Genomic DNA, 22,885 nt, shown 5'->3' with positions numbered 1-22,885 from the left:
TAAAATTGGATTCACGTACATGAGGAAATATATACTTCTTTGTTTGGCCTTATCACTGGGTTTTTTTGGTTTTTCACAGGAAACAGGGGAAAGTACCGTAGATAAGGAACTCAACGCAGTTGTGGTAAACGCCCAGACCGACTTTCCCATGGAAAGCGTCCATGTGGTGAACCTCAACAAAGTAGTGGGTACCATTACCAACAAAAGGGGAGAATTTTCTATTACCGCAGCGGTCAACGACACAATATACTTTTCTTTTCTGGGCTTTAAATCCCAAAAAATAAGGGTCACCAACGATATGTTCAAGTTCAAGGATACCAAGGTAAAATTGACAGAGTTGGCCTACGCGTTGGAGGAAGTCATTCTTAGACCCTTTCAACTTACAGGCTATTTGGAAATCGATGTAAAAAATCTTCCTGTAAACAACGCCTACCAGTACAGCATTTCGGGCCTAAACGTGGGTTATGAAGCGGGCAAGAAAAACCCAAGCGCGGTCACCAAGGTATTGGGCGCCATTCTTAATCCCGCCGATCTGCTCCGTAATTTGTTCGGCAAAAAACCCAATCAGATGCGAAAGCTGAGAAAAATAAAGGAAGACGATAGAATTCGGGACCTTTTGGCGTCCAAATTCGATCGGGAGACCCTTACCGAATTGCTGCAGTTGGAAAAAATGGATATCGATGATATCCTAAACAACTGTAATTACTCCAAATCCTTCATCACCACGGCGAATGACCTTCAAATTCTTGATGCCATTAGTGCCTGCTATGAGGAATATAAGGTCCTTAACCGACAGAACTAGTATTTTCCGTGCCCCGTTCCGCTTGATGCACTTTGCATGATTCCCTCTAAGATGCACATTTCCAGGCCCTAAGTCCAATATGTCGTTGAATTTAATTGCCAGAAATAAATTTTATAATTCCGCGATCATTTTATAGTTTTAAAGAAAATAGATACATATGAAAAAACTGCTGTTCGCCACGGTAATTTTCTCCCTCCTTCTCGCTTGTAAAACTGAAAAAAAAGAGGCCGCAAATAACGCGACCCCAATGGCCTTGGATTCCATTCCGGAAGTGGTAAGGGAAGTCCCTTTTGTCTGGGAAGGCGCCAATATCTATTTTTTGTTGACCGATCGTTTCAACAACGGAAATACCGAAAACGATGTGAACTTTGAGCGAAATAATGAGACTGGGGTGTTACGAGGTTTTATGGGAGGCGATATAGCAGGAATTATTGAAAAAATAGAAGATGGGTACTTCACTTCATTGGGCGTAAATGCCATATGGTTCACCCCCGTAGTGGAACAGATACACGGGGATACCGATGAAGGCACTGGAAACAGTTATGGGTATCACGGCTATTGGACCAAGGACTGGACCGCATTAGATCCCAATTTTGGTACCATGGAAGATTTGGAAAACTTGGTCAAGACCGCCCATGACAAAGGTATACGGGTTTTGTTGGACGTGGTATTGAACCACACCGGTCCGGTAACGGACGAAGATCCCGTTTGGCCATCGGACTGGGTGCGTACCGAGCCTACCTGTCAATTTACCACCTACGAAACAACCACCGCCTGCACACTGGTGGACAATCTTCCCGATATCTACACCGCCTCCGATGAGGCCGTGGAACTTCCGGATCCTTTGCTCGCCAAATGGAAAGCCGAAGGGCGGTTAAGTGCTGAGCTCGATGAACTACAATTGTTTTTTGAACGTACCGGACATCCAAGGGCCCCCCGATTCTACATTATCAAATGGTTGACCGACTATGTGAACGATCTTGGAATAGACGGTTTTAGGGTAGATACCGTAAAGCATGTTGATGAACAGGCCTGGGCCGAGCTATACCAAGAGGCTTCGCACGCCTTTGAGACCTGGAAAAAGAAACATCCGAACCAGATTTTGGACGATAATCCCTTTTACATGGTAGGGGAAGTTTATAACTACGGTATTTCGGGAGGGCGGCCGTTCAACTTTGGTGATAAAAAGGTCGACTTTTACGACTATGGATTTAAAAGCCTCATCAATTTTGAACTAAAGACCGATGCCGACAAAGCGTACGAAACCATATTCAAGAAGTACCACAGCTTGTTGAACTCAAAGTTAAAGGGAAAAAGCGTGGTCAACTATCTTACCTCCCATGATGATAGCAATCCGTTCGACAAGGAAAGGGAAAAACCCTATCGTGCTGCCAACGTACTCCTATTGACCCCGGGAGCCTCACAAATCTATTACGGGGATGAAACCGCCAGAAGCCTAACCATAGACGGTAGCGTTGGTGATGCTACACTGCGGTCCTTTATGAATTGGGAAGAACTCGATAGTCTGCCCGAAACCAGGAAAATATTGGATCATTGGCAAAAATTGGGCGCTTTCAGAAAACAACATCCTGCCGTGGGCGCCGGGAAACACAAACGCCTTGCAAAAAAGCCCTATGTATTCAGCAGAATGTATACCGATGGGGATTACAAGGACAAAGTGGTGGTAGGCCTAGATCTTCCCAAAGGGAAAAAATCGCTTTGGGTCAAAGGCTTTTTCGGCGATGGCACCAAATTATATGATACCTACTCAAAGACCCAAGTAATGGTCAAAAATGGGAAGGTGCTCTTGGACAATGAACATACCATAGCGCTTCTTGAATTGGCTCCTTAAGGCTAGGGGGTTCTGCGCTCCACGCAACCCAAGGCAAGCCGGGGTATCTAACAATAAAAACAAAGATGAGACCCTTACGAATCTTCTTGGCCGTCGTGGCCCTGACCCTATTTTCATGTGAGAACGACGATACCGCCTTTACCTCTGAATTTGATCAAAGTTTGTCCCAGTGGCGGCAATTGAAGGCACAATTCAACAATAGTTATGTGTTTTCACTGGTACAGAGTTCTGTTTTCGGTTTTGGATCTACAACCACCATTACCGTTCAAAACGGTGTAGTTACCCAAAGGGCATTTGAAGCCTATCAACGTACAGACACTCCTGGCGAAAAGGAAGTTACCCGTAGCTGGGTGGAGAATCAGGACGAGTTGAATACCAACGATGAGGGAGCGGCCCCAATGACCATTGACGAAATCTACACTTCTTGCGATAAGGACATCCTATCCGTTAGCCCAGACGATAACTTTATCGATTTTGGTACGGACAGTAATGGGGTAATACAATTGTGCACCTTCATTCCAAAAAACTGCGCCGATGATTGCATCGTAGGTTTTGTACTGGATTCCTTTGAGTGGTTATAGGTGGCACTAAGCCCGGGAATGCAGTGCGATCCGATTGCCTTCCGAATCCTTGAACAAAGCCATAAATCCATGACCATCCCCTATTTCGGTCTTTGGTTTTAGAATTTCACCGCCGGCCCCTGCTACACGTCCCAATTCTACGTTTACGTCCACAGAGGAAAAGTAGATCAAAGGGCCGTCCGTAACACTTGGCGTATACATTTCATGTTGCACCAAAGATCCGGATGCGCCTGGTTTATCCTCGGCATGCGGGAACCAACCCATAATCAATCCTCCGAGATCGTGCACGGAAATGGAAAGCTCAAAGACCGATTCGTAAAAAGTCTTGGCCCGATCCATATCGGTCACTGGGATTTCGAACCACCCTATCGGATTGTACTCCATATCATTTTTCCATTAAAATTTTTAAACTTTGTAAACCCTCCTCGAAATCCTTGCCTACCGCTTTATCCATATTCATAAAGAGCATCATAATGCTCACAGGGAACTTGTTTTTGCCCGAAAAGCCCCAGGTTACCTTGGTTTTGCCATCGGAAACCTCATCTACCTCCATATAGCAGTCAGAAGTTGATTTCCAGGGTTTAAGGAAGCGCAGTTCTCCTTCTACTCGCTTGCCATCCACAATTTTGGTGATTTCCTGTTCCCCTTCGCCAACGTCCTTGTTGCCGTTCCAATAGCTTACGGCTCCAACCTCCCCATCGGTACCCGTGAACTTTTTCTCCATGTTGGGATCTTTCTTTTCCCAAGGGGACCATTGTTGTTGGTTCTTTAGATACTTCAAATACTCAAAAACCACAGCTTTAGGTCTTGCAATTTCAATAGTTCTAAAAACGTCGTACGTTTTCGGGGCTATCATGGCGAGTATGAACACCAGCACCGCGATACCCGCTACAATGTAAAGCAATATCATCATTTTGTTTATCAATTAGTTAGTTGTCCTTTAAAAGTAAAAAAAAAATCACCCATCTTCATGATATCTCGCCAAAATGTCGTCTATGCTCTTTATGGATTTTTGGATCCAATCCAGTTGTTTTTCCAATTTTTCGGTTTCCGTCAACTGCCAATCGATGGTACTTTTTCTCAATTGTTGGGTGAGGGCATGCAATATAATGGCCGCGGACACAGAGATATTGAGGCTTTCGGTAAAACCCACCATAGGAATCTTTATAAAACCATCCGCGCGTTGCATGACCGTTTCACTAAGTCCCTCTTTTTCGGTACCAAAGAACAAGGCAATCTTATCCGTTATGGTAAAATCGTCCAACAAGCAAGTTGCCTTGTGCGGGCTTGTGGCTATAATTTGATAACCCTGGCCGGCCAAATGGGCGATACATTCCCCAGCATTTGGGTACCGATGTACATCTACCCACTGTTGGGCCCCCATGGCAATATTTTTATCGAGACGCTTTCCAAACCTGTTCTCTATAAGATGGGCCTCCTGAATACCAAAGACCTCGCAACTTCGTATTACCGCACTGGCATTGTGTAACTGAAACACATCTTCCACTGCCACCGTAATATACTTGGTACGCTCCTGGAGCACCTCCAGAAAACGCTGCTTTCGTTCCGGAGTAACAAATGTTTCTAGATAAGATAAGAGTTTAGCATCGATCATAAACCGAATATAATAAAAAAGGAAAATGTATCTTTAATAGCTTTTTATAAAGGGTGATGGATCAAAAAATAGTAGTATTGACCGGCGCGGGGGTAAGCGCCGAAAGTGGGCTAAAGACCTTTCGCGATGCAAATGGGCTCTGGGAGGGCCATGATGTTATGGAAGTGGCATCCCCCCAAGGATTTGCCCAAGATCCTGCCCTGGTCCTGGATTTTTACAATCAGCGACGAAAGCAACTTAAAACGGTGAGGCCCAACAGGGCCCATGAGGCCTTGGCAGACTTGGAAAGGCACTTCCAGGTCCAGATCATTACCCAAAATGTGGACAATTTACATGAAAGGGCTGGGAGTTCCCAGGTGCTTCATTTGCACGGAGAACTACTAAAAGTACGATGTACGCAAAACGAACGCTTAGTGCTGAATTGGGAAAACGACCTGCTTTTGGGCGACCTTAGCGAAAATGAGGCCCAGTTGCGACCGCATATTGTCTGGTTCGGTGAGGCGGTACCTCTGCTTGAAAAGGCCATGGAAATCACCTACACCGCGGATATCCTGATCATCATCGGAACATCCATGCAAGTGTATCCCGCAGCCAGTCTGATCAATTTTATAAGACCCGGAACGCCTATTTATTTTATAGACCCCAGACCCAGTATCGCGGCTTCCAATTATACCAATTTGACCATCATTGAAGAAACCGCCGCCACCGGGGTCCCTATTCTGGTTGCCGACCTAATTGATACAAGGCCCTAGTCTTCCTGGCCCAGTCTGCCACCTCCTTTCGCTGCTGTTCACTTAGCCTTGCCTCGGCATGTGTCCAGGTATATTCTTTCAAGGGCATTTCCCTTTCGGTAATCATTTCTACCAACTCCTCCAATTTATGGTCTTTTTTCTTAAGGTTATAGGCGTCCCAATCAGAAAAATTAAGGTGTCCTTTACCATGCTCCACATGGTCTGCAAGCCAGTAGGAAACCGGAGCAATATTGTTGTACCAGGGATATACGGTATTGTTGCTATGGCAATCGTAGCAAGTTTCCTGTAAGATGGCCTTGACCTGTGGGGGCGGATTGGTCTCCTTTAGGAATGCTACCGTATGTTCTCCTTCCTGGATATTCTTTTCGGGGCGGTAAAACTGCATCCCGATCAAGATGACCAGTAATCCCACTGCTATTTTTTTTAGTACTTTCATGCTGCTAACTTTATTGGCTAAAAATACACTTTTGTGACCAAAACAGAACTATACGATGCCCTGGATTATGTGAACTCCTCTCGTCAAAAAAGGATGGAAATGGCCAACTTGGTACGCAACGAGCCAAAGCTGCTCCTGCCTCTGATCGAAATTGTAATGGAGGCAGATAATCCCCTTTCCGTCAAGGCTGCTTGGGTCATGGAATTTACGGTCAAACAAGATCTGTCCCTGATTTTTCCCCTCTTGGACAAATTTACCGCAGGCATAGGCTCCCTGCATTTGGATTCCGCAGTCCGACCCATGGCCAAAATATGCGAATGTCTCATTTTGGCCTATTTTTCAAAAAAACCAAACGAGGTCCGGAAGGTACTCGAAGAGCATCATCTGGAAGCCATTTCCACGGCATGCTTTGATTGGCTTATCGGGGACTACAAAGTGGCTGCAAAAGCCTATTCCATGACTTCCCTATATCTGCTCGGCAAAAAATTTAAATGGATACATCCAGAACTACGGCTGGTACTGGAACGGCATTATGCCACATCTAGTGCAGCTTACAAAGCGCGCGCCAGGTATACCCTGGCAAAACTCAACAATTAAAGGAACATATGCTTTCCAAACCTTTTAAACTCCTTAACTTATAGCTATCTTTGGCCCTTTCCATAAAGTAAAGCTTAGGTGATGTTATTGAACGAATTAAGTGCCGTATCCCCCATTGACGGACGTTATAGAAGTAAGACCACTTCCTTGGCGCCATTTTTTTCCGAAGAGGCCCTTATCAAATACAGGGTACGGGTAGAGATTGAATATTTTATCGCACTATGCGAAATTCCCTTGCCTCAGCTCGCGGCTTTTGACACCAAACTCTTCAAGGACTTAAGAAACATCTACCTGAACTTCGGTTCGGAAGACGCGCAGGCCATTAAGGATATAGAAAAGATCACCAACCATGACGTTAAAGCGGTAGAATATTTTATTAAGAAAAAATTCGATGGCCTAAAATTGGACTCCTTCAAGGAATTTATCCATTTTGGCCTTACCTCTCAGGACATCAATAATACCGCTATTCCGCTCTCTCTTAAAGAAGCCATGAACGAGGTATACGTGCCGCAATATTTGGAGGTGCTCCACAGATTGCAGGAACTGGCATTGGAGTGGGCTTCCGTTCCCATGTTGGCCAGAACGCACGGGCAACCGGCCTCCCCTACCCGTCTGGGAAAGGAAATCGATGTTTTTGTGGTACGCTTAAAAGAACAGTTCAATTTGTTGAACGATATTCCCAGCGCCTCTAAATTTGGTGGGGCAACCGGCAACTACAACGCACATCAAGTAGCTTATCCAGATGTGGATTGGAGAGTGTTCGGGGAACAATTTGTACAGGAAAAATTGGGACTCTACCATTCCTTCCCTACCACACAGATAGAGCATTACGATCATATGGCAGCGCTCTTCGATACCTTAAAAAGAATCAATACCATTCTGCTTGATCTGGACAGGGACGTATGGACTTATGTATCCATGGACTACTTTAAGCAAAAAATAAAAAAGGGCGAGGTAGGGTCTTCCGCCATGCCGCATAAGGTGAATCCGATCGACTTTGAAAATTCGGAAGGGAATCTGGGCATGGCCAATGCCATTTTTGAACATCTATCGGCAAAACTGCCCGTTTCCCGTCTTCAGCGGGATCTCACGGATAGCACCGTGCTCAGAAATATAGGTGTCCCCCTGGCCCATACCCTTATTGCTTTTCAGTCTACCGTAAAAGGACTGAACAAATTGGTGTTGAACGCGGAGAAGTTTGCCGAAGACCTCGAAAACAATTGGGCCGTTGTGGCAGAGGCTATTCAGACGATTCTGAGACGCGAAGCCTACCCCGATCCGTATGAGGCCTTAAAAGGATTGACCCGTACCAATGAAAAAATTACACGCAAAACCCTTTCTGATTTCATAGACACCTTACAAGTTTCCGATGCGGTCAAAAAAGAACTAAAAGGAATTAGCCCTCATAACTATACCGGCGTGTAATTCCGTGTTTCTAGGGGAACAGAGATCTTAGCTAGTCCCATAATAATATCCCCTACCCTTGCTTCTGTATCTCTACCTGATGTGGGAACGGTATTTCAATACCGGCCTTATCCAGTGCCAACTTGCAATTTTCCAAGGTGCCAAAATACACATCCCAATAGTCCTCAGGCCTACAAAAGGGACGTACAGCAAAATTTACGGAACTGTCTGCCAATTCGGATACGTTAACGGAAGGAGGTGGGTCCTGCAATACCTTGGGGTTGGAGGTCAATACCGCTAAGAGCACCTCCTTCGCATTTTTGATATCCTCCCCATAACCAATGCCTATGGTGGTGTCTACGCGCATTGTTCCCTCCGCGGTATAGTTGATGATATTGCCATTGGCCATGGCGCCGTTGGGTACAATGGCCAGTTTGTTTTCCGGGGTGATCAATTTTGTGGTGAAAATCTCTATTTCCTTTACCGCACCCAAAACACCTTGCGCCTCGATCAGATCCCCAATTTTATAGGGCCTAAAAATCATGAGCAGTACCCCTCCCGCAAAGTTGGAAAGTGAACCTTGTAAGGCGAAGCCAATGGCCAATCCAGCAGCCGCTATCACGGCAGCAAAGGTGGTTACGTCTACCCCCAGTCTTGAAATGACAACAATAATTAGAAATACCTTCAAGGCCCATGAAATCAGATTTAATAGAAATCGTTGCAAGGACTCTTCGTATTTGCTTTTGGACATTACTTTTCTAGTGGCCCCGGTAATTCTTTTGATTATCCAGGAACCAATGATGTAGATGAGAATTGCCGTGATTAATTTTGGCCCGAATTCCTTGGCCAGTTCAATGCCGTAGTTGAACCATTCTTGTGCTTTTTCCATAGTTGTGTAGTGTCAGTGTTAATTTGCGAAACAAGATAAGGATTCGCCTTTAAAAAAAGAACCCTCGGCATCCACTGTTGCCTACGGGCAACAAAAAGCCCGTTTTAGATTGCTCTAAAACGGGCTGCTATTGTTAGGGAGGAACACTACTTAGCCTTTAAGGAACTTTCCGATTTCTCCCAATCCTTCCCCATTATAATCCGATTGTTGAAGGGCCTGGATGAGTTGTACCAAGTGTGCAGGGTTCATATCATCGCCCAGTACGCGGACCAGGGCAAAGCCCTTGTCATTGCTACTGCCGTATATAATCACTTCGTCTATAGCATCCTCATCGCCCAGATACTTGATCACGCCTTTTCCATAACTGGAGTTCAGTTTCATGAGCTCTACAAACTCATCGTTTTTCAGTATGGCGTTTACCTTGGCCTTTTCCACCTTGTACTCCGCAGCATTCTGGGCTGTTTTTTTAAAGGCCAAAAGGTTCATTTTCCGAAGGGAACTCAGTGCTTTGCGTTGACCTTCGGTCAGGTCTGCCTTTTCTAAATTCAGGATACTGGTGGGGACATCCAGGGATATAAAGTTTGGATTCTCCGCGCTGTCCACATAGTATTCCTGCAAGCTTTGTGTGGAGGAGCAGGCCATCAAAGCGACCCCGGCTACCAACACTATTGCAATTTTGCTTAACAATTTTTTCATCTGTCTTTGTTTATAACGTTTCTCGTTATTCATGCTTTTTGCCCGCTTTCTTGAGGTCGCGGTGCAAGTTCATCTTATCCGTAAGCTTACCTATCTTGGTAAGGTCAATATCGCCCGTTATGGAGACCAGTACGGTTTCGAACTCCCTGCCGTTATGGTCCATCTTCATTTTATCCATGCCGCTAACGAACATCAATAGTTCCTTTACATGGGTATCGTCCTTGCCATTTTTGATATAGAAGTTTACATGGGTGTCCTCGTCCTTGACCCGCATAAGCTCTTCCATGGAGGAGGAATTTAGATATTGGTCCACCGAAGTCTTCATTTGGCCGCTGACTCCTTTGTCCTCGGTAATGAACACCCTTATCTTATCGAGTTCGCTAACCAATTGCGCCAACTCCCTTGCTTCGTGGTCATCGGCATCCTCGCCTATGGTAGTTATCAATTCCATCATACGCTTGTTGATGATTACCGAAGCCACATGTTCCATGTCCTCGTATTTGTCGAATAGCGACTGTGAGAACCCTGCGAGGGGCATTAGGGCCAGTGCCAATAGTGTTATGATTGTTTTTTTCATGATTGATGATGTTATAATTTGATTATTTGTTCTTTTTACCGGCCTTGTTCAATTCTTCGGGAAGGTTCATCTTTTTCGTAAGGGAATTGATCTTGTTCAGGTCAATATCACCCGTAAGTGAAAGAAGCACGGTTTCAAATTTTCTCCCATTGGCCTCTACATCCTTTATTCCGGTGACGAACATCAATAGTTCACTGACATGATCGGCATCCTTACCGGTTTTAATGTAGAACTTCACATTGGCATCCTTATCCTTGATCCGCATCAATTCTTCCAAAGATGCCGTTTTAAGGTACTTGCTTACGGAGGCCTTCATATCTGCCGAAATGCCCTTATCCTCCGTGGTAAAGACCTTTAGACTGCTTACACTTTTGGCAATGTCCATAAAGTCTTGGGCTTCCTGATCATCCACTTCTACCTCTATCTTGCTCAATAGGTTGAACATGCTCTTATTCACCACTACGGAGGTTACTTCATCCAGGTCCTCGTACTTGTCGAAAAGCGATTGCGAGAAACCGCTAAGGGGTAAGGCCGCAAGCATCAATAGTACAATGTATGTTTTCATCTTATTCATCGTTTTAATTTTCGTTGTAAATTTTTTGTTTTGTTTCTTCAAACTCGTTCAAGTAGGCCATTTTTTCGGTTCCTTTCCCGAAATTTTCGGCCAGAAGGCTCAACGCTTTCTTAGTTTCGTTATAAGCGTATGTTGCCTCGTTTCTATCATGGATAGTTTTACCATAATAGATGCCAGCTGATAAAACGGCGACTGCTGCAATGGAAAGCCACTTGTAGTAGTTTTTTCTAGGTTTTAGTGGAACCTGCTTGGTATACCGCTCTTCTTTGGCTTTGGAAAAATACTGAAACAACGGACTGTACTGCTTAAGATGTGTTGCTACACTTTCTTGGGAAAAATAGGCCCGTAAGGTTTCTTCCTCGGCTACCGTGGTGGTGGCTTCAAAATACTTCTCCAATAATTTTTCTATGTTATCCAATTCCATAACTATGTTTTTGCAATAATTTTTCTCTTACCGTTTTTCTTGCCCTGGACAAGGCCACACGCACTGCGGTGGGTTTCATATCCAATAGATCGGCTATCTCGTCAAAATCGTATTCCTCCACATCCCGCAATTGCAATACCAATTTTTGTTGCTCGGGAAGATCTTCCATGATCTTTTGTACCCAATCCACACTATCTTTTGCCTCCACCTCCTTCTGTAGGGAGGTTTGTCCGTCCGCATAATTGCTATGCACCAATTTTAAGTTTCCCGCCTGTTTCGACTTTAGTCGGTCCAGACAAAAGTTCTTGGTCATGGTCATGGCAAAGGCTTCTACATTGTTATAACTTTCTATCGCCTTACTTTTGGACCAGAGTTTCAACAAAATTTCCTGTGTGGCATCTTCAGCTTCCTCTGTGGAGACCAGCAAACGCTTTGCCAGCCTGTACAGTTTATCCTTAAAGGGCATTACCACACTTAAAAACTCCGTCTGATTCATTATAGGTTCGGTTGCTGTGTAAACCATTATAGGTGTTTTACAAAAGGAAGACGACGTATAACGATTTTTGTTACAAAAAATTTTTTTTTCCTTTGATTGTAAGTATTTTAGGCCATTGTAAACTAAATTTAAACAGGTTTACGTACATTAAGTAAAGGAAAATAAGGAATTGCCCCAGCAATTATCCCATTTCTGGAATGATAATTGTTAATGCTTATCGAGTACAAAGTTAAAACTTAAAACGACTATGAAATGTGCTAGGATCCAGCCCCTGTGCATTGCGTAAAGCAATTGAGCTGTTTTCTATCAGGTTTTAAAAAAAAAACGAAATGAAAGAGCTTAAAAAGTATTTTTTGCTGTTTTTGGGCATGGCCACTATTTTGACCGCCTGTAGCAGCGATGATGGTATTGAGAATCCCACCGAACCACCCAATCCGACCAGCGTAGATGTAACCGTACAAAACTTTATGTGGCAAGCCATGAACCTATGGTACTTTTGGCAAGGGGAGGTTCCCAATTTGGCCGATAACCGATTTGCCACCGATGCGGAATACACAGAATATCTACAGGGGTTTTCCAATCCCGAGAGCTTTTATTTCAATGAACTTTTGTTTTCGGAAGATCGGTTTAGCTTTTTAAATGAGGATTATCGAGTACTGGTACAAAACTTTGCCGGAGTCTCCAAAAGCAATGGCCTGGAGTTTGGTCTGGTAAAATTTGCGGACAGTGAGGATGTCTTTGGATATGTGCAATATATCATTCCCAATTCCGATGCCGCTTCCAAACCCATAGCACGGGGGGATATCTTTATCGGGGTCGATGGGCAACAGCTCACCACCAGTAATTTCTCGGATCTTTTGTTCGGGGATAACGATACCTACATCCTGAATATGGCCGATATTGATGCCGGAACCGTTACCGCCAACAATATTGAAGTAAGCCTTACCAAACAGGAAGGCTTAGTGGAAAACCCTGTTTTTATCACTGATTCCTTTGAAATCAACGGAAATAAAATTGGGTATTTGATGTACAATCGCTTTACCAACGAATTCGATGAAGATCTTAATGATGCTTTCGGAACACTGAAGACCGCAGGAGTTACGGATTTGGTCCTCGATTTTAGATACAACCCCGGTGGGTCGGTGAACACCTCCCGCCTACTGTCCAGTATGATCTATGGAACCAATACCAGTGACCTGTATATTCGTCAGCGTTGGAACGATAAAATTCAAGCCCAATTGAGCTCCGAACAACTCGAAGATTTCTTTGCGGCCACCACAGGCGCAGGAACACCCATCAATACCTTAAACCTTTCCAAGGTTTATATCCTGGTAACCAATGGGTCCGCTTCCTCCAGTGAACTGGTCATAAACGGACTGAACCCCTATATTGATGTAGTACTCATCGGGGAGACAACTAGGGGTAAAAATGAATTTTCCATTACCATGGTAGACGACTCGGCCAATAATTTTATCTACTCGGATACTAGGGAAGGTGCCATCAATCCCGATAATGATTGGGCCATACAGCCCTTGGTGGGCAGGAATGAAAATTCGGCCGGCTTTTTTGATTATACCTCAGGATTTACCCCGGATATCGCGTTGGAGGAGGACTTGGCCAACCTGGGAGTGCTGGGTGATGTAAACGAGCCTTTACTTGCCAGGGCCATCCAGGAAATTACGGGAGTGACCACCAAAAGGGATTTTACGGTGCAACTACCGGCCAAAATGATGACATTCTCAAAAATGTATTCCCCGCTTAAGGATAATATGTTCTTGGACAAGGACATACGGTTGGAGGTGCAGCAGTAAAAGTGGAAATGAAGTAATATACAAAGGCCCTGACAAATATCAGGGTCTTTTTTAGTGCTTAGTGTAGTCTGCTAGCTTGTTCCAAGCGCTTATATTTTTTGCGCAAAGGTCCTGGGACCGACATCACTTCAGGATGGAAAAGCCCAGCGAGCAATTCAATGCCACGTGTCAGGGTCTCTGCCGAGGACTGGGTGAACAGCTCAAAATCGGCCATAAAAACTTGTCGGTCCCGTACTGCCTTTATATTTTCCCAGCCAACTTTTGCTGTAAGCAGATGCATTTCCTCCTTAGTACGTTCCGTAGTAAAGCCACAAGGGGCTATGACCAGCACCTCCGGATCATACCTTACCATCTTCTCCCAAGAAGTAACAATACTGTCCCCTGATGGATTGGAAAGCATATCAACACCCCCAGCATAGGCAATCTGATGGGGTATCCAATGCCCACAGTTGTATAAGGGGTCTATCCATTCCAAAAGCATTACCCTTTTGGGCAATACCCTATGGGCCCTTAGGCCATCTATGACGACATCGATCCTTCTTTGAAGTCCCTCCAAATAGATGTACGCCTTTTCCTCCTTCCCCAGTGCCGCCGCAATGGTTATGGCCGTATTGAAGACATCGGACAAGGATTCCGGACTTATGGAGATCAGTTCCGGTTGCTTTTCCAACTTGGCGGCCGCAGCAAGGGTACAGGCCGTATCGATCTGGCAAACATCGCAAATGTCCTGGGTAAAAATAATATCGGGTGCAATCACTTCCAAAAGCGGTTCATCTATATAATAGAGCTGCTTTCCTTGGTGTTTACTCGCCGAAAACAGGGCATCGATTTCCCGGCTGCTGTAATTTTTTCCCTCCAAAATACAGCGGACCACAGGAGGTTTCTCCCGCAATGCCACAGACGGACACTCAAAGGTAACCCCGTGCAAATGGTCCTGTAGTCCCATATCGTACATCATCTGGGTAACTGCGGGCAAAAAGGAACAAACCTTGATCATAGTATCGTTTTTATGGCTAACGGCATGTTTACAAACGCAATTGCATCCCAATTCGCAAGTTTCGCCCCCGGGTCGTAAAACCAATGACCTCGGTATAGGTTTCATTGAGCAAATTGCTGGCGTTGACAAAGAGTTTTAGCTTTTTATCGAGCAACTCATGGCTCAAATATACATCCACTAAGGAGAAAGCATCCAGTTCCACAGTGGTGAAGGTATTAAAATCCGTATCCGTTCGCTGTCCCGTAAGGGCGTAGCTAATGGACGCATTGGTTCCTTCGGTAATGGCATAGGCTAGGGAAGCATTTATTTTGTGCTTGGGAATACGGATGGCAGCGTCTCCTTTCCTCTCGGTAAAGGTGTAATTGGCGTTTAGCTGAAGTTCTTCCACTGGAGACCAATCCACTTCCACTTCCACCCCCTGGGCATCAATAGTGCCCTCCGCATTGATGCTCATGAAATTCTGATCAAAGGTGATAAAATTCTCTTCCTTCCGGTCAAAGTACAGCGCACTCACCCTAAAACCGTTGGTACAGGCATATTCCAAGCCGCCTTCGATCGTACGGTTTTCTTCAGGTTCCAAATTGGGATTGGCCCCAAAATCCCCAAACAATTGAATCAAAGAGGGCGTAATATAGGAAGTGGCATAGGACCCAAGGAGTTTAAAATATCCCTTATTGGTCTTAAAACGATACGAAGGGTTTATATGGTATACCAAGTGCGTTCCATATTCCGAATGATTGTTTACACGAAGGCCTGTGTTGATGTTTAGGCCAAAAGGGGAAACATAGACCACATTGGCATAGGGGTCCACCAGGGTAAACTCGGCATCGGCTCCAAACGTGGCTCGATCCTTTAGATAATTTACACCAAGAATTGTATAAAATCGTTCGTTGAAATTGTATTTGTTGTACACGTCCACCACGTAGTTGTCCCCTTCAAAACTACTGGGAAATGCACTGACACTTTCCGAAGTATAGTCGGTGTAGGCCCCATTGAGGTTTACGGAACCACCTTCATAGGAAAAAACCGAGGAAACCCCGAGCCGTTCCTGCTCGCTGGTAAACGAATACGGTGCATCTACAAAGCCGAACGATTCGTCAAATTGGGAATTCAATTTGGTCTGGTTGCCATATAGACCGATGGTAAAAGCATCGCTGACGCGATAGCCTAGTTTGACATCCGTGCTGTAATTGGAGAAATCGTCCTTTTCGTCTCCAGGGGTTACCAAGGCCGATAGGCCATCCGAAAAGCGATGGGAAAAGCCTGCGACATAGGTAAAACGTGACAAGGTACCATTGACCAGCACACTGTTTGAAAATTCCGAGATATTATAATTTTGATCGGCTGCGGTTTGTTGCGTACCCAAACTCGATCGAAAGGTTCCTGAAACAGGTTCTCCGGATGCTTTCTTCGTCACAATGTTGATTACGGCTGTGGCCGCGTTGGTCCCATATAAGGTACTGGCAGCACCCTTGATAATTTCGATGGATTCAATATTGGCCGGGGAAAGCAATCTCATATCGTATTCCTGGGAAAAGGAGGAGGGGTCTGAAATCCGTACACCGTCCAGAAGGATCAATACCTGACGTCCCCTGCCGCCCCGGGCAAAAACGCCCAGTACCGTTCCGTCTCGGCCCCGGCTCCCGGTAATCTCCAGGCCACTTTTGGTGTTGATAATCTCTGCAAGGGTCTTGCCCTGGTTCTTCGCCAATTCATCGGCACCGATTTTGATGACCGTTTTACCCGAATTTTCTCTTTTTAAAGGGAAACGGGAATCACTTACCACCACTTCGTCCAATTTTTGAAGTCGCGTAGAATCGTTTTGTTGCTGTGCGGCAACTCCCGTGCACGCCATTACGGCGGTACAAAGGCCAAAAAGTCTTTTGTTCATTTCGTTTAATCGAATAAACGGGAGGTTAGTATGTCTGTACCCATACGCAAACTTTTATCCCGAAAGTTTAACATTATTGTTTTGAATTGGGCAGGTCTCCTGACTTGCGTCTTGCTACGTACCTTCCCACCGGGACCAAAAATGGTTTTACACCGGCAGTGGTTTTGAAGATGTAGCAAGCATCCCTAAAGGGACTTAGCTTACAGTTGCGGGAACAGTTCCGGATTTGCACCGGATTCCCTTTTAATCATATCCATAATTGTACGGATACGAACCTAAATTCGATGCGAAGGTAAACATTTTGTTTAATCTTTTTGGCAGAATTTAAATAATGCTACTTTTGAACGGTAAACAGAACGGGCCTTGAAAAACACCTCCATCTTACTTTTTCTTTTTATCCTTTTTGCCTGTAAGCAGGAAAAAAAAGAGGGCTTCCCTGTGGTGGAAGAATCCCGAAGTGTCAGCATTACCCATGCAAAAGGTTTCCGCATAGAGCACTCGGGTACGGGCCTAACGCTTATCAAAATCACCTCGCCATGGCCCAATTCGGAAACGGCCTTTACCTATGCCTTGGTACCCAAGGAAAAAATGGCATCCATTTCCCTCAGCAGGGATGCCTATGACGCCATCGTCGCAGTTCCCGTGGAACATATCGTGGTCACTTCCACGACCCATATTCCAGCGCTGGAGGCGCTTGGGGTAGCGGACCGTTTGGTGGGCTTTCCCCAAACGGATTTTATTTCATCTGACTATACCAGGAAGCGCATCGATCAGGGCAAGGTACAGGAACTGGGCAGTAATGAAAATATAAACACAGAACGGGTAATTGCCCTAAATCCCGAGGTGGTCGTAGGTTTTGGAATCAACAACAAAAACAATGCGTATACCACCCTGAAAAAATCCAGGGTTCCCGTGGTCTACAATGGGGATTGGACCGAGGAAACTCCTTTGGGCAAGGCCGAGTGGGTCAAATTTTTTGCGCCCTTTTTCGGGTTGGAGAAAGAAGCCGATAGTATTTTCGGGCAGATTGAAAGCGCCTATAACGATGCCAAAAGCCTAGGAAAAAAGGCCGGAGAAAAACCTACGGTCCTAACAGGCGGATTGTTCAAGGATGTTTGGTACGTTGCCGGTGGTAAAAGTTGGATGGCCCGCTTTTTGGAAGATGCGCATACCCAATATTTGTGGAATGAAAACCAAGAGACCGGAAGCCTATCCCTAAGCCTGGAAAGTGTCCTTGATCGGGCAAGCGAGGCAGAATTTTGGTTAAATCCCTCCATGCTTACCAGCTATGACGCCATGAACGAGGCCAACAAGCATTATCAGGAGTTTGGAGCCTTTAAGAACAAAAAAGTGTATTCCAATACGATTGCAAAAGGCGCTACCGGCGGCCTGCTCTTCTATGAACAGGCCCCCAACCGTCCCGACCTGGTTTTAAAGGACCTTATCCATATTTTTCATCCAGAACTGCTACCGGACCATGTCCCTGTTTTCTTTAAGCCCCTAAACTAAGTGTCGACCTCAAAAACATATCGTTCCTCTTTTCTTGTTTTGACCCTTGTACTACTGGGTTGCCTGGGTCTCAATGTTAGTTTGGGGTCCGTGTCCATTCCGTTGAAGGATACGTTCAACGCCATTGTAGGCGGCAAGGTATCCCAGGATTCCTGGAGTTACATCATATGGAACTATAGGATGCCCAAGGCGTTTACCACAATTCTGGTGGGGAGCGGGCTGTCCCTTAGCGGCTTGCTCATGCAGACCTTGTTTCGCAACCCTTTGGCCGGTCCCTTTGTTTTGGGAATCAGTTCTGGCGCCAGTTTGGGCGCGGCATTGCTTATCATGGGGTCTTCCCTCCTTTCTGGCCTATTTTCCTTTGGAATCGTTAGTGATGTTTCCTTGGCCATAGCCGCCAGTATAGGTAGCTTTTTGGTGCTCTTGGCCGTTACCATTGTGGCTTCGCGAATAAAGGACACCATGGCCCTGTTGATCATTGGTCTTATGTTTGGGAGCATCACGGCGGCCATTGTAAGCGTGCTGTCCTATTTTACGGATGCCACCAAGCTGCAGCAGTTTGTCTATTGGTCCTTTGGCAGTGTGGGCAACCTGTCGTGGCAGCAATTACTACTTCTGGCCATAATCATAATAATCGGACTGCTACTCAGTATCTTGTCCATGAAACCGCTGAACGCATTATTGCTGGGGGAAAATTATGCTAGAAGTTTGGGTGTGAACATCAAAAAATCACGACTGATCATCATCATCGCAACAGGCTTACTGGCTGGTGGTATTACAGCTTTTGCAGGCCCCATAGCCTTTATTGGCCTGGCTGTTCCACATCTGACCCGACAGATATTTGATACTACCGATCACCGGGTGCTGATACCCGCGGTGTTGATCTACGGGGCCATTCTATTGCTACTCTGCGATATACTGGCCCAGTTACCTACATCGGCCTATATTCTACCTATCAATGCCATTACCTCCATTATTGGGGCACCTGTGGTCATCTGGTTGTTGGTACGAAAAAAGAAAATGATATTTTAGCATGAACGCAAAGCACCTTATCCATTAGCACAAGCAACCCACATATCGCCCTGGAGGCCCGTGACCTAGGCATAGGATATAACGCCAAGAAAGTACAAAACTACATTCTTAAGGGCATCCGTTTTTCCATACTGCAAGGAGAACTTGCCGCCATAGTCGGCATCAATGGGGTAGGAAAATCCACCCTTTTGAGAACCCTGGGCCGGGTACAGCGCAAATTGGCAGGAAGCATTTGGGTAAACAATATTCCTCTGGAGCACCATACCCCTTTGGAACTTGCATCCAAGATCAGCATTGTACTGACCGAGCCCATAGCGTCCAAAAATCTTACCGTAAGGGAATTGATCGCCTTGGGCAGGCAACCCTATACCAACTGGTTGGGGACCCTTTCCCCGGACGATGCGTCAAAAATTAAAAATGCCATTGCCATGGTAGGCCTGGAAGCACTGCAATACAAAAAGTGCTACGAGCTTAGCGATGGGCAATTGCAGAAGGTAATGATTGCCAGGGCGCTGGCCCAGGACACCTCCCTGATATTGTTGGATGAGCCCACCACCCATTTGGACCTCTACCACAAGGTGCATATCTTAAAGTTATTGAAATCCATTGCGCACGAAACGGGGAAAACCATTTTGTTCACCACTCATGAGATAGACATGGCCATACAACTGTGCGATAAAATGGTATTGTTGGATCAAAAAGGAAATACTTTTGGTACCCCTGGGGAATTGATCCAACAAAAACACTTTGAAGGTCTGTTCCCTCCCGACACCATCCGATTTGACCCGGATACCGCCTCCTTCAAGGTGAACAAATAGCCTTCTTGTCGGGATCTTTTTTTAACGGCAAAGCTTTATCTTTACTCCAAAGACGTTGAACACATGAACGATTTGCTTGTTTATATTATCCTTGGAACACTCTTTCTGGCCATTGGTTACTTTTTAGGCGCTTATATCCAGAATCTCAAGACAAAATCGAAGCAGAGTACACTTGTAGAACGGGAAAAGCAACTGCAACACCATGTAGCCGCATTGGAAGGAAAATTGGAAAACGCAACAGAGGAAAAGGGACAGTTGCGGACAGAAAAGGAGTTCCTTGGCAATAAAATTACCCGCTACGAATCTGACCTGGAAAACCTACAACAAAAAAACGAGGAGCAAAAGGAGGAAGTGGAGCGTTTGCAGGAAAAATTTACCAAGGAATTTGAAAATTTGGCGAACAAGATCCTCGACGAAAAAAGTACCAAGTTTACCGAACAAAATCAGAAGAACATTAAAAATATCTTGAATCCGCTCCAAGAAAAAATACAGTTGTTCGAGAAAAAAGTGGAAGAAAGCCAAAAAGAGAACATCAGCATTCATTCTGCCTTAAAGGAACAGCTGCTTCACCTGCAAAACCAAAACCTCAAGATTACCCAAGAAGCCGAAAATTTGACCAAGGCTTTAAAAGGAGATAGCAAAATGCAGGGAAATTGGGGAGAACTGGTGTTGGAGCGGGTTCTGGAAAAGTCAGGGCTGGAGAAAGACCGTGAATACTCCATACAGCAAAGCTTTACCTTGGACGACGGAACCCGCGTACTGCCCGATGTCATCATCCATCTGCCCGATGGTAAAAAAATGATCGTCGATTCCAAAGTTTCACTGACAGATTACGAGCGCTATGTAAATGCCGAGGACGAAGAGCGGGAGAAATTTTTAAAGGACCATATCCATTCCCTGAGAAAACATGTGGATCAATTATCGGCAAAAAAATACGAAGACCTTTACGAAATGGAAAGTCCCGATTTTGTGCTGATGTTCGTACCCATAGAACCGGCTTTTGCCGTTGCGATCAACAATGACGCTAACCTTTATAATAAGGCTTTTGAGCAAAACATCGTAATCGTTACCCCGTCCACCCTTTTGGCCACGCTGCGGACCATTGACAGCATGTGGAACAACGAGAAGCAGCAAAAGAACGCCATTGAAATTGCCCGACAGGCCGGTGCATTATATGATAAATTTGAAGGTTTTGTGTCCGATTTGACCAAGGTGGGCAAAAAAATGGATGAGGCCAAGACAGAATATAAGGGGGCCATGAACAAATTGGTAGAAGGCAGGGGCAACATCATAATCAGCATCGAAAAACTGAAGAAAATGGGCGCCAAGGCAAAGAAATCCATTCCGGAACCCATCCTTAAAAGGGCGGAAGAGGATGATTTTGATGAAGAGTAAAAAAACAGTTGATGGGATATGGTTAACGGTTGTTGGTTGGATCGCAATCCGAAACGTATGTATCTCCAGTGTTTAATTCCCAATCACATATAAATGAACTACAATAACAAACGATTCAGGCCCATCAGGAATACCAAAAATGCGGAAACCTCCGAAGAAACCATTTTTTGTTATACCCAAGAGGGCAACATACTGACTTCAGCGTATGAAGGGGGCGGAATTCTAAAGGGCCATCTTATCGGATTGGTGGATGAAGCGGGGACTATAGAAATGAGGTATCACCAGGTCAATAAGGATGGTGTGCTAATGACCGGTATCTGTACCTCCCGACCCCAAATTGCTCCTAACGGAAAAATTCGCTTACATGAAAGTTGGCAGTGGACCTCAGGAAATAATTCAAAGGGGAATTCCATTCTGGAAGAATTGTAAACAGGTGAAAAATGGAAAAATATAAAACGGCCCGGGAGTCGCGGGTATCCATTACGGAACTGATGCTGCCCTCCCACTCCAATTTTAGCGGTAAGATCCATGGTGGCTATATTTTAAACCTGATGGATCAAATTGCTTTTGCTTGCGCGTCCAAACATTCGCAAAGCTATTGTGTAACGGCTTCGGTAAACAAGGTGGATTTTAGGAACCCGATAGAGGTGGGCGAGCTGGTAACGCTAAAAGCTTCCATCAACTATACGGGAAGGACCTCCATGGTTGTAGGCGTCCGCGTAGAATCGGAGAATATTACCTCAGGCAAGAAAAAACATTGTAACTCTTCGTATTTCACCATGGTTGCCAAAGATGCCGAGGGGAAAAGTATCCCTGTGCCCGGTCTGATCGTGGTAGACAAACAAGGGATTCGAAGATTCGCAAGGAGTATACAACGAAAGGAACAGGCATCCTCCAGAAGTACCCTTTTTGACGCTTCCAAATTTAAGATGGAGGCCCATTTGGAGTCTTTGGGCAAGGAAAATATCAAAATTAGGTTGAAGCGCTAATTCCTTGGGCAGCGTCTTGATCTAAGAACCACAACAAATTGCCAGATTCTGGGGAAACCAAAGCTGCGGGATAGGCCTCAAAACCTGCTTCCCTATGCATTATTTCCCTGACCTTTTCCGATTTGCTGCTCCCCGTCACAAGAAAGGCCACATTTTTGGCATTGTTGATAATCTTTCCATTTATGGTGATTCTTCGTTGTCCGGAATCGGGGTGCACAGCTACTTTACAATTTTCATCGGCATGCCACAGCCCGATCTCATGCGGAAAAATGGATGCAGTATGTCCATCATCGCCCATGCCCAGGATGACCAAATCAAACTGGGGTATTCCATTCGCCTTGGGTAGCTCGGTGTCCAAAAGTGCACCATAGGCCTTGGCTTCTTCCTCAGGATCTCGCTCACCTTTGATGCGAAAAACCTGCGTGGAGGAAACCGCTACCTTGGACAACAAATGATCCATGGTCATTTTGTAGTTGCTCTCCACATGATCTGGGGGCACACAACGTTCGTCTCCCCAATAGAAACGAACTTTGGTCCAATCGATTACGGTTCCAAACTGCTCGGCCATGAAATCAAAAACCACTTTTGGGGTACTCCCCCCGGACAGGGCCACATGTACTACGGCCGAGTCCTGTGCCAGCGATGCAAAATAACGTGCAAAATGTTCGGCTACTTCCTGCTTATCGGTATAAATTCGTTTTTCCATGTTTTAATTATTGGTTGATGGTGTTGGGAACTTCATTGCCAT

26 protein-coding genes and 1 riboswitch are annotated in these 22,885 nt (G+C 45.3%); of the genes, 13 read left to right on the top strand and 13 right to left on the bottom strand.

Translation table 11 applies throughout. The features are described from left to right. Positions 1–19 precede the first annotated feature (19 nt). The 3 genes from ACRD67_RS14955 to ACRD67_RS14945 all read left to right on the top strand — a co-directional run bounded on the left by ACRD67_RS14955 (position 20) and on the right by ACRD67_RS14945 (position 3,235). On the top strand, positions 20–802 hold the full coding sequence (locus tag ACRD67_RS14955; protein WP_430968015.1) for a carboxypeptidase-like regulatory domain-containing protein: 783 nt from the start codon (positions 20–22) through the stop codon (positions 800–802). A gap of 157 nt (positions 803–959) precedes the next feature. Then, the gene (locus ACRD67_RS14950) at positions 960–2,654 is read left to right on the top strand and encodes an alpha-amylase family glycosyl hydrolase (protein ID WP_430968014.1); all 1,695 of its coding nucleotides are present in this window, start codon (positions 960–962) and stop codon (positions 2,652–2,654) included. A 65-nt stretch (positions 2,655–2,719) separates the two neighbouring features. After that, a complete protein-coding gene (locus ACRD67_RS14945) occupies positions 2,720–3,235 on the top strand; it encodes a hypothetical protein (protein WP_430968013.1) in 516 nt (171 codons plus the stop codon). Between the two features lie 6 nt (positions 3,236–3,241). On the opposite strand, the gene ACRD67_RS14940 is transcribed toward ACRD67_RS14945, so the two are convergent. From ACRD67_RS14940 to ACRD67_RS14930, 3 genes are read right to left on the bottom strand one after another with little or no spacing between them, the layout of a single operon-like run. Further along, complete coding sequence (locus ACRD67_RS14940; RefSeq protein WP_430968012.1) at positions 3,242–3,619, bottom strand: VOC family protein; 378 nt, start codon at positions 3,617–3,619, stop codon at positions 3,242–3,244. 1 nt (position 3,620) lies between these two features. After that, entirely contained in the window at positions 3,621–4,145 is a 525-nt protein-coding gene (locus tag ACRD67_RS14935) for an SRPBCC family protein (RefSeq protein WP_430968052.1), read from the bottom strand. Between the two features lie 48 nt (positions 4,146–4,193). Further along, positions 4,194–4,850, bottom strand: coding sequence for a TrmH family RNA methyltransferase (locus ACRD67_RS14930; RefSeq protein ID WP_430968011.1), 657 nt, complete (start codon positions 4,848–4,850; stop codon positions 4,194–4,196). A 56-nt stretch (positions 4,851–4,906) separates the two neighbouring features. Between ACRD67_RS14930 and ACRD67_RS14925 the strand changes: the two genes are divergently transcribed. Beyond that, positions 4,907–5,602, top strand: a complete 696-nt coding sequence (locus tag ACRD67_RS14925) for an SIR2 family NAD-dependent protein deacylase (RefSeq protein ID WP_430968010.1) — start codon at positions 4,907–4,909, stop codon at positions 5,600–5,602. Here ACRD67_RS14925 and ACRD67_RS14920 read toward each other — a convergent pair. Further along, positions 5,565–6,038, bottom strand: a complete 474-nt coding sequence (locus ACRD67_RS14920; RefSeq protein WP_430968009.1) for a heme-binding domain-containing protein — start codon at positions 6,036–6,038, stop codon at positions 5,565–5,567. The two genes, ACRD67_RS14925 and ACRD67_RS14920, sit on opposite strands and share 38 nt — an antisense overlap. A gap of 33 nt (positions 6,039–6,071) precedes the next feature. Here ACRD67_RS14920 and ACRD67_RS14915 point away from each other — a divergent pair, with 33 nt between their 5' ends. Together ACRD67_RS14915 and purB are read left to right on the top strand one after the other, a co-directional pair. Further along, complete coding sequence (locus tag ACRD67_RS14915; RefSeq protein WP_430968008.1) at positions 6,072–6,635, top strand: adenylosuccinate lyase; 564 nt, start codon at positions 6,072–6,074, stop codon at positions 6,633–6,635. 81 nt (positions 6,636–6,716) lie between these two features. Continuing rightward, complete coding sequence (gene purB / locus ACRD67_RS14910) at positions 6,717–8,060, top strand: adenylosuccinate lyase (RefSeq protein ID WP_430968007.1); 1,344 nt, start codon at positions 6,717–6,719, stop codon at positions 8,058–8,060. A gap of 52 nt (positions 8,061–8,112) precedes the next feature. Here the strand turns inward: purB and ACRD67_RS14905 are convergent, their stop codons facing one another. From ACRD67_RS14905 to ACRD67_RS14880, 6 genes are all read right to left on the bottom strand, one after another. Continuing rightward, a complete protein-coding gene (locus ACRD67_RS14905) occupies positions 8,113–8,928 on the bottom strand; it encodes a mechanosensitive ion channel family protein (protein ID WP_430968006.1) in 816 nt (271 codons plus the stop codon). 150 nt (positions 8,929–9,078) lie between these two features. Continuing rightward, on the bottom strand, positions 9,079–9,624 hold the full coding sequence (locus tag ACRD67_RS14900) for a DUF4252 domain-containing protein (RefSeq protein WP_430968005.1): 546 nt from the start codon (positions 9,622–9,624) through the stop codon (positions 9,079–9,081). 25 nt (positions 9,625–9,649) lie between these two features. Next, positions 9,650–10,201, bottom strand: a complete 552-nt coding sequence (locus ACRD67_RS14895; RefSeq protein WP_430968004.1) for a DUF4252 domain-containing protein — start codon at positions 10,199–10,201, stop codon at positions 9,650–9,652. 22 nt (positions 10,202–10,223) lie between these two features. After that, positions 10,224–10,766: a DUF4252 domain-containing protein gene (locus tag ACRD67_RS14890; RefSeq protein ID WP_430968003.1), complete on the bottom strand. Its 543-nt coding sequence runs from the start codon at positions 10,764–10,766 to the stop codon at positions 10,224–10,226. Positions 10,767–10,779: 13 nt separating this feature from the next. Continuing rightward, the gene (locus ACRD67_RS14885; RefSeq protein WP_430968002.1) at positions 10,780–11,199 is read right to left on the bottom strand and encodes a hypothetical protein; all 420 of its coding nucleotides are present in this window, start codon (positions 11,197–11,199) and stop codon (positions 10,780–10,782) included. After that, positions 11,186–11,695, bottom strand: a complete 510-nt coding sequence (locus ACRD67_RS14880) for an RNA polymerase sigma factor (RefSeq protein ID WP_430968051.1) — start codon at positions 11,693–11,695, stop codon at positions 11,186–11,188. The genes ACRD67_RS14885 and ACRD67_RS14880 overlap by 14 nt, the downstream gene beginning before the upstream one ends. A 329-nt stretch (positions 11,696–12,024) precedes the next feature. On the opposite strand from ACRD67_RS14880, the gene ACRD67_RS14875 reads away from it, so the two are divergent. Further along, positions 12,025–13,506: a S41 family peptidase gene (locus tag ACRD67_RS14875; RefSeq protein WP_430968001.1), complete on the top strand. Its 1,482-nt coding sequence runs from the start codon at positions 12,025–12,027 to the stop codon at positions 13,504–13,506. A gap of 58 nt (positions 13,507–13,564) precedes the next feature. Here the strand turns inward: ACRD67_RS14875 and ACRD67_RS14870 are convergent, their stop codons facing one another. Continuing rightward, entirely contained in the window at positions 13,565–14,503 is a 939-nt protein-coding gene (locus ACRD67_RS14870; protein WP_430968000.1) for an ABC transporter substrate-binding protein, read from the bottom strand. A gap of 28 nt (positions 14,504–14,531) precedes the next feature. After that, a complete protein-coding gene (locus ACRD67_RS14865) occupies positions 14,532–16,394 on the bottom strand; it encodes a TonB-dependent receptor plug domain-containing protein (protein WP_430967999.1) in 1,863 nt (620 codons plus the stop codon). 72 nt (positions 16,395–16,466) lie between these two features. After that, positions 16,467–16,688, bottom strand: a riboswitch (cobalamin riboswitch). A 69-nt stretch (positions 16,689–16,757) separates the two neighbouring features. On the opposite strand from ACRD67_RS14865, the gene ACRD67_RS14860 reads away from it, so the two are divergent. From ACRD67_RS14860 to ACRD67_RS14835, 6 genes are all read left to right on the top strand, one after another. After that, the gene (locus ACRD67_RS14860; RefSeq protein ID WP_430967998.1) at positions 16,758–17,903 is read left to right on the top strand and encodes an ABC transporter substrate-binding protein; all 1,146 of its coding nucleotides are present in this window, start codon (positions 16,758–16,760) and stop codon (positions 17,901–17,903) included. Beyond that, complete coding sequence (locus tag ACRD67_RS14855; RefSeq protein ID WP_430967997.1) at positions 17,904–18,935, top strand: FecCD family ABC transporter permease; 1,032 nt, start codon at positions 17,904–17,906, stop codon at positions 18,933–18,935. A 23-nt stretch (positions 18,936–18,958) separates the two neighbouring features. Beyond that, positions 18,959–19,753: an ABC transporter ATP-binding protein gene (locus ACRD67_RS14850; RefSeq protein ID WP_430968050.1), complete on the top strand. Its 795-nt coding sequence runs from the start codon at positions 18,959–18,961 to the stop codon at positions 19,751–19,753. 63 nt (positions 19,754–19,816) lie between these two features. Then, positions 19,817–21,148 (top strand): DNA recombination protein RmuC, encoded by a 1,332-nt coding sequence (locus ACRD67_RS14845; RefSeq protein ID WP_430967996.1) that lies wholly within the window; start codon positions 19,817–19,819, stop codon positions 21,146–21,148. A 93-nt stretch (positions 21,149–21,241) separates the two neighbouring features. Next, complete coding sequence (locus ACRD67_RS14840) at positions 21,242–21,577, top strand: avidin-fold protein (RefSeq protein ID WP_430967995.1); 336 nt, start codon at positions 21,242–21,244, stop codon at positions 21,575–21,577. 11 nt (positions 21,578–21,588) lie between these two features. After that, positions 21,589–22,137, top strand: a complete 549-nt coding sequence (locus ACRD67_RS14835) for an acyl-CoA thioesterase (RefSeq protein ID WP_430967994.1) — start codon at positions 21,589–21,591, stop codon at positions 22,135–22,137. Here ACRD67_RS14835 and pgl read toward each other — a convergent pair. Continuing rightward, positions 22,121–22,843, bottom strand: coding sequence for a 6-phosphogluconolactonase (pgl, locus tag ACRD67_RS14830; protein ID WP_430967993.1), 723 nt, complete (start codon positions 22,841–22,843; stop codon positions 22,121–22,123). The genes ACRD67_RS14835 and pgl overlap by 17 nt on opposite strands. Positions 22,844–22,885 lie beyond the last annotated feature (42 nt).

This window comes from Eudoraea algarum, from assembly GCF_050589645.1.
Taxonomy (GTDB): domain Bacteria; phylum Bacteroidota; class Bacteroidia; order Flavobacteriales; family Flavobacteriaceae; genus JBNGOQ01.
This window is presented reverse-complemented; position numbering and strand designations above follow the sequence as displayed.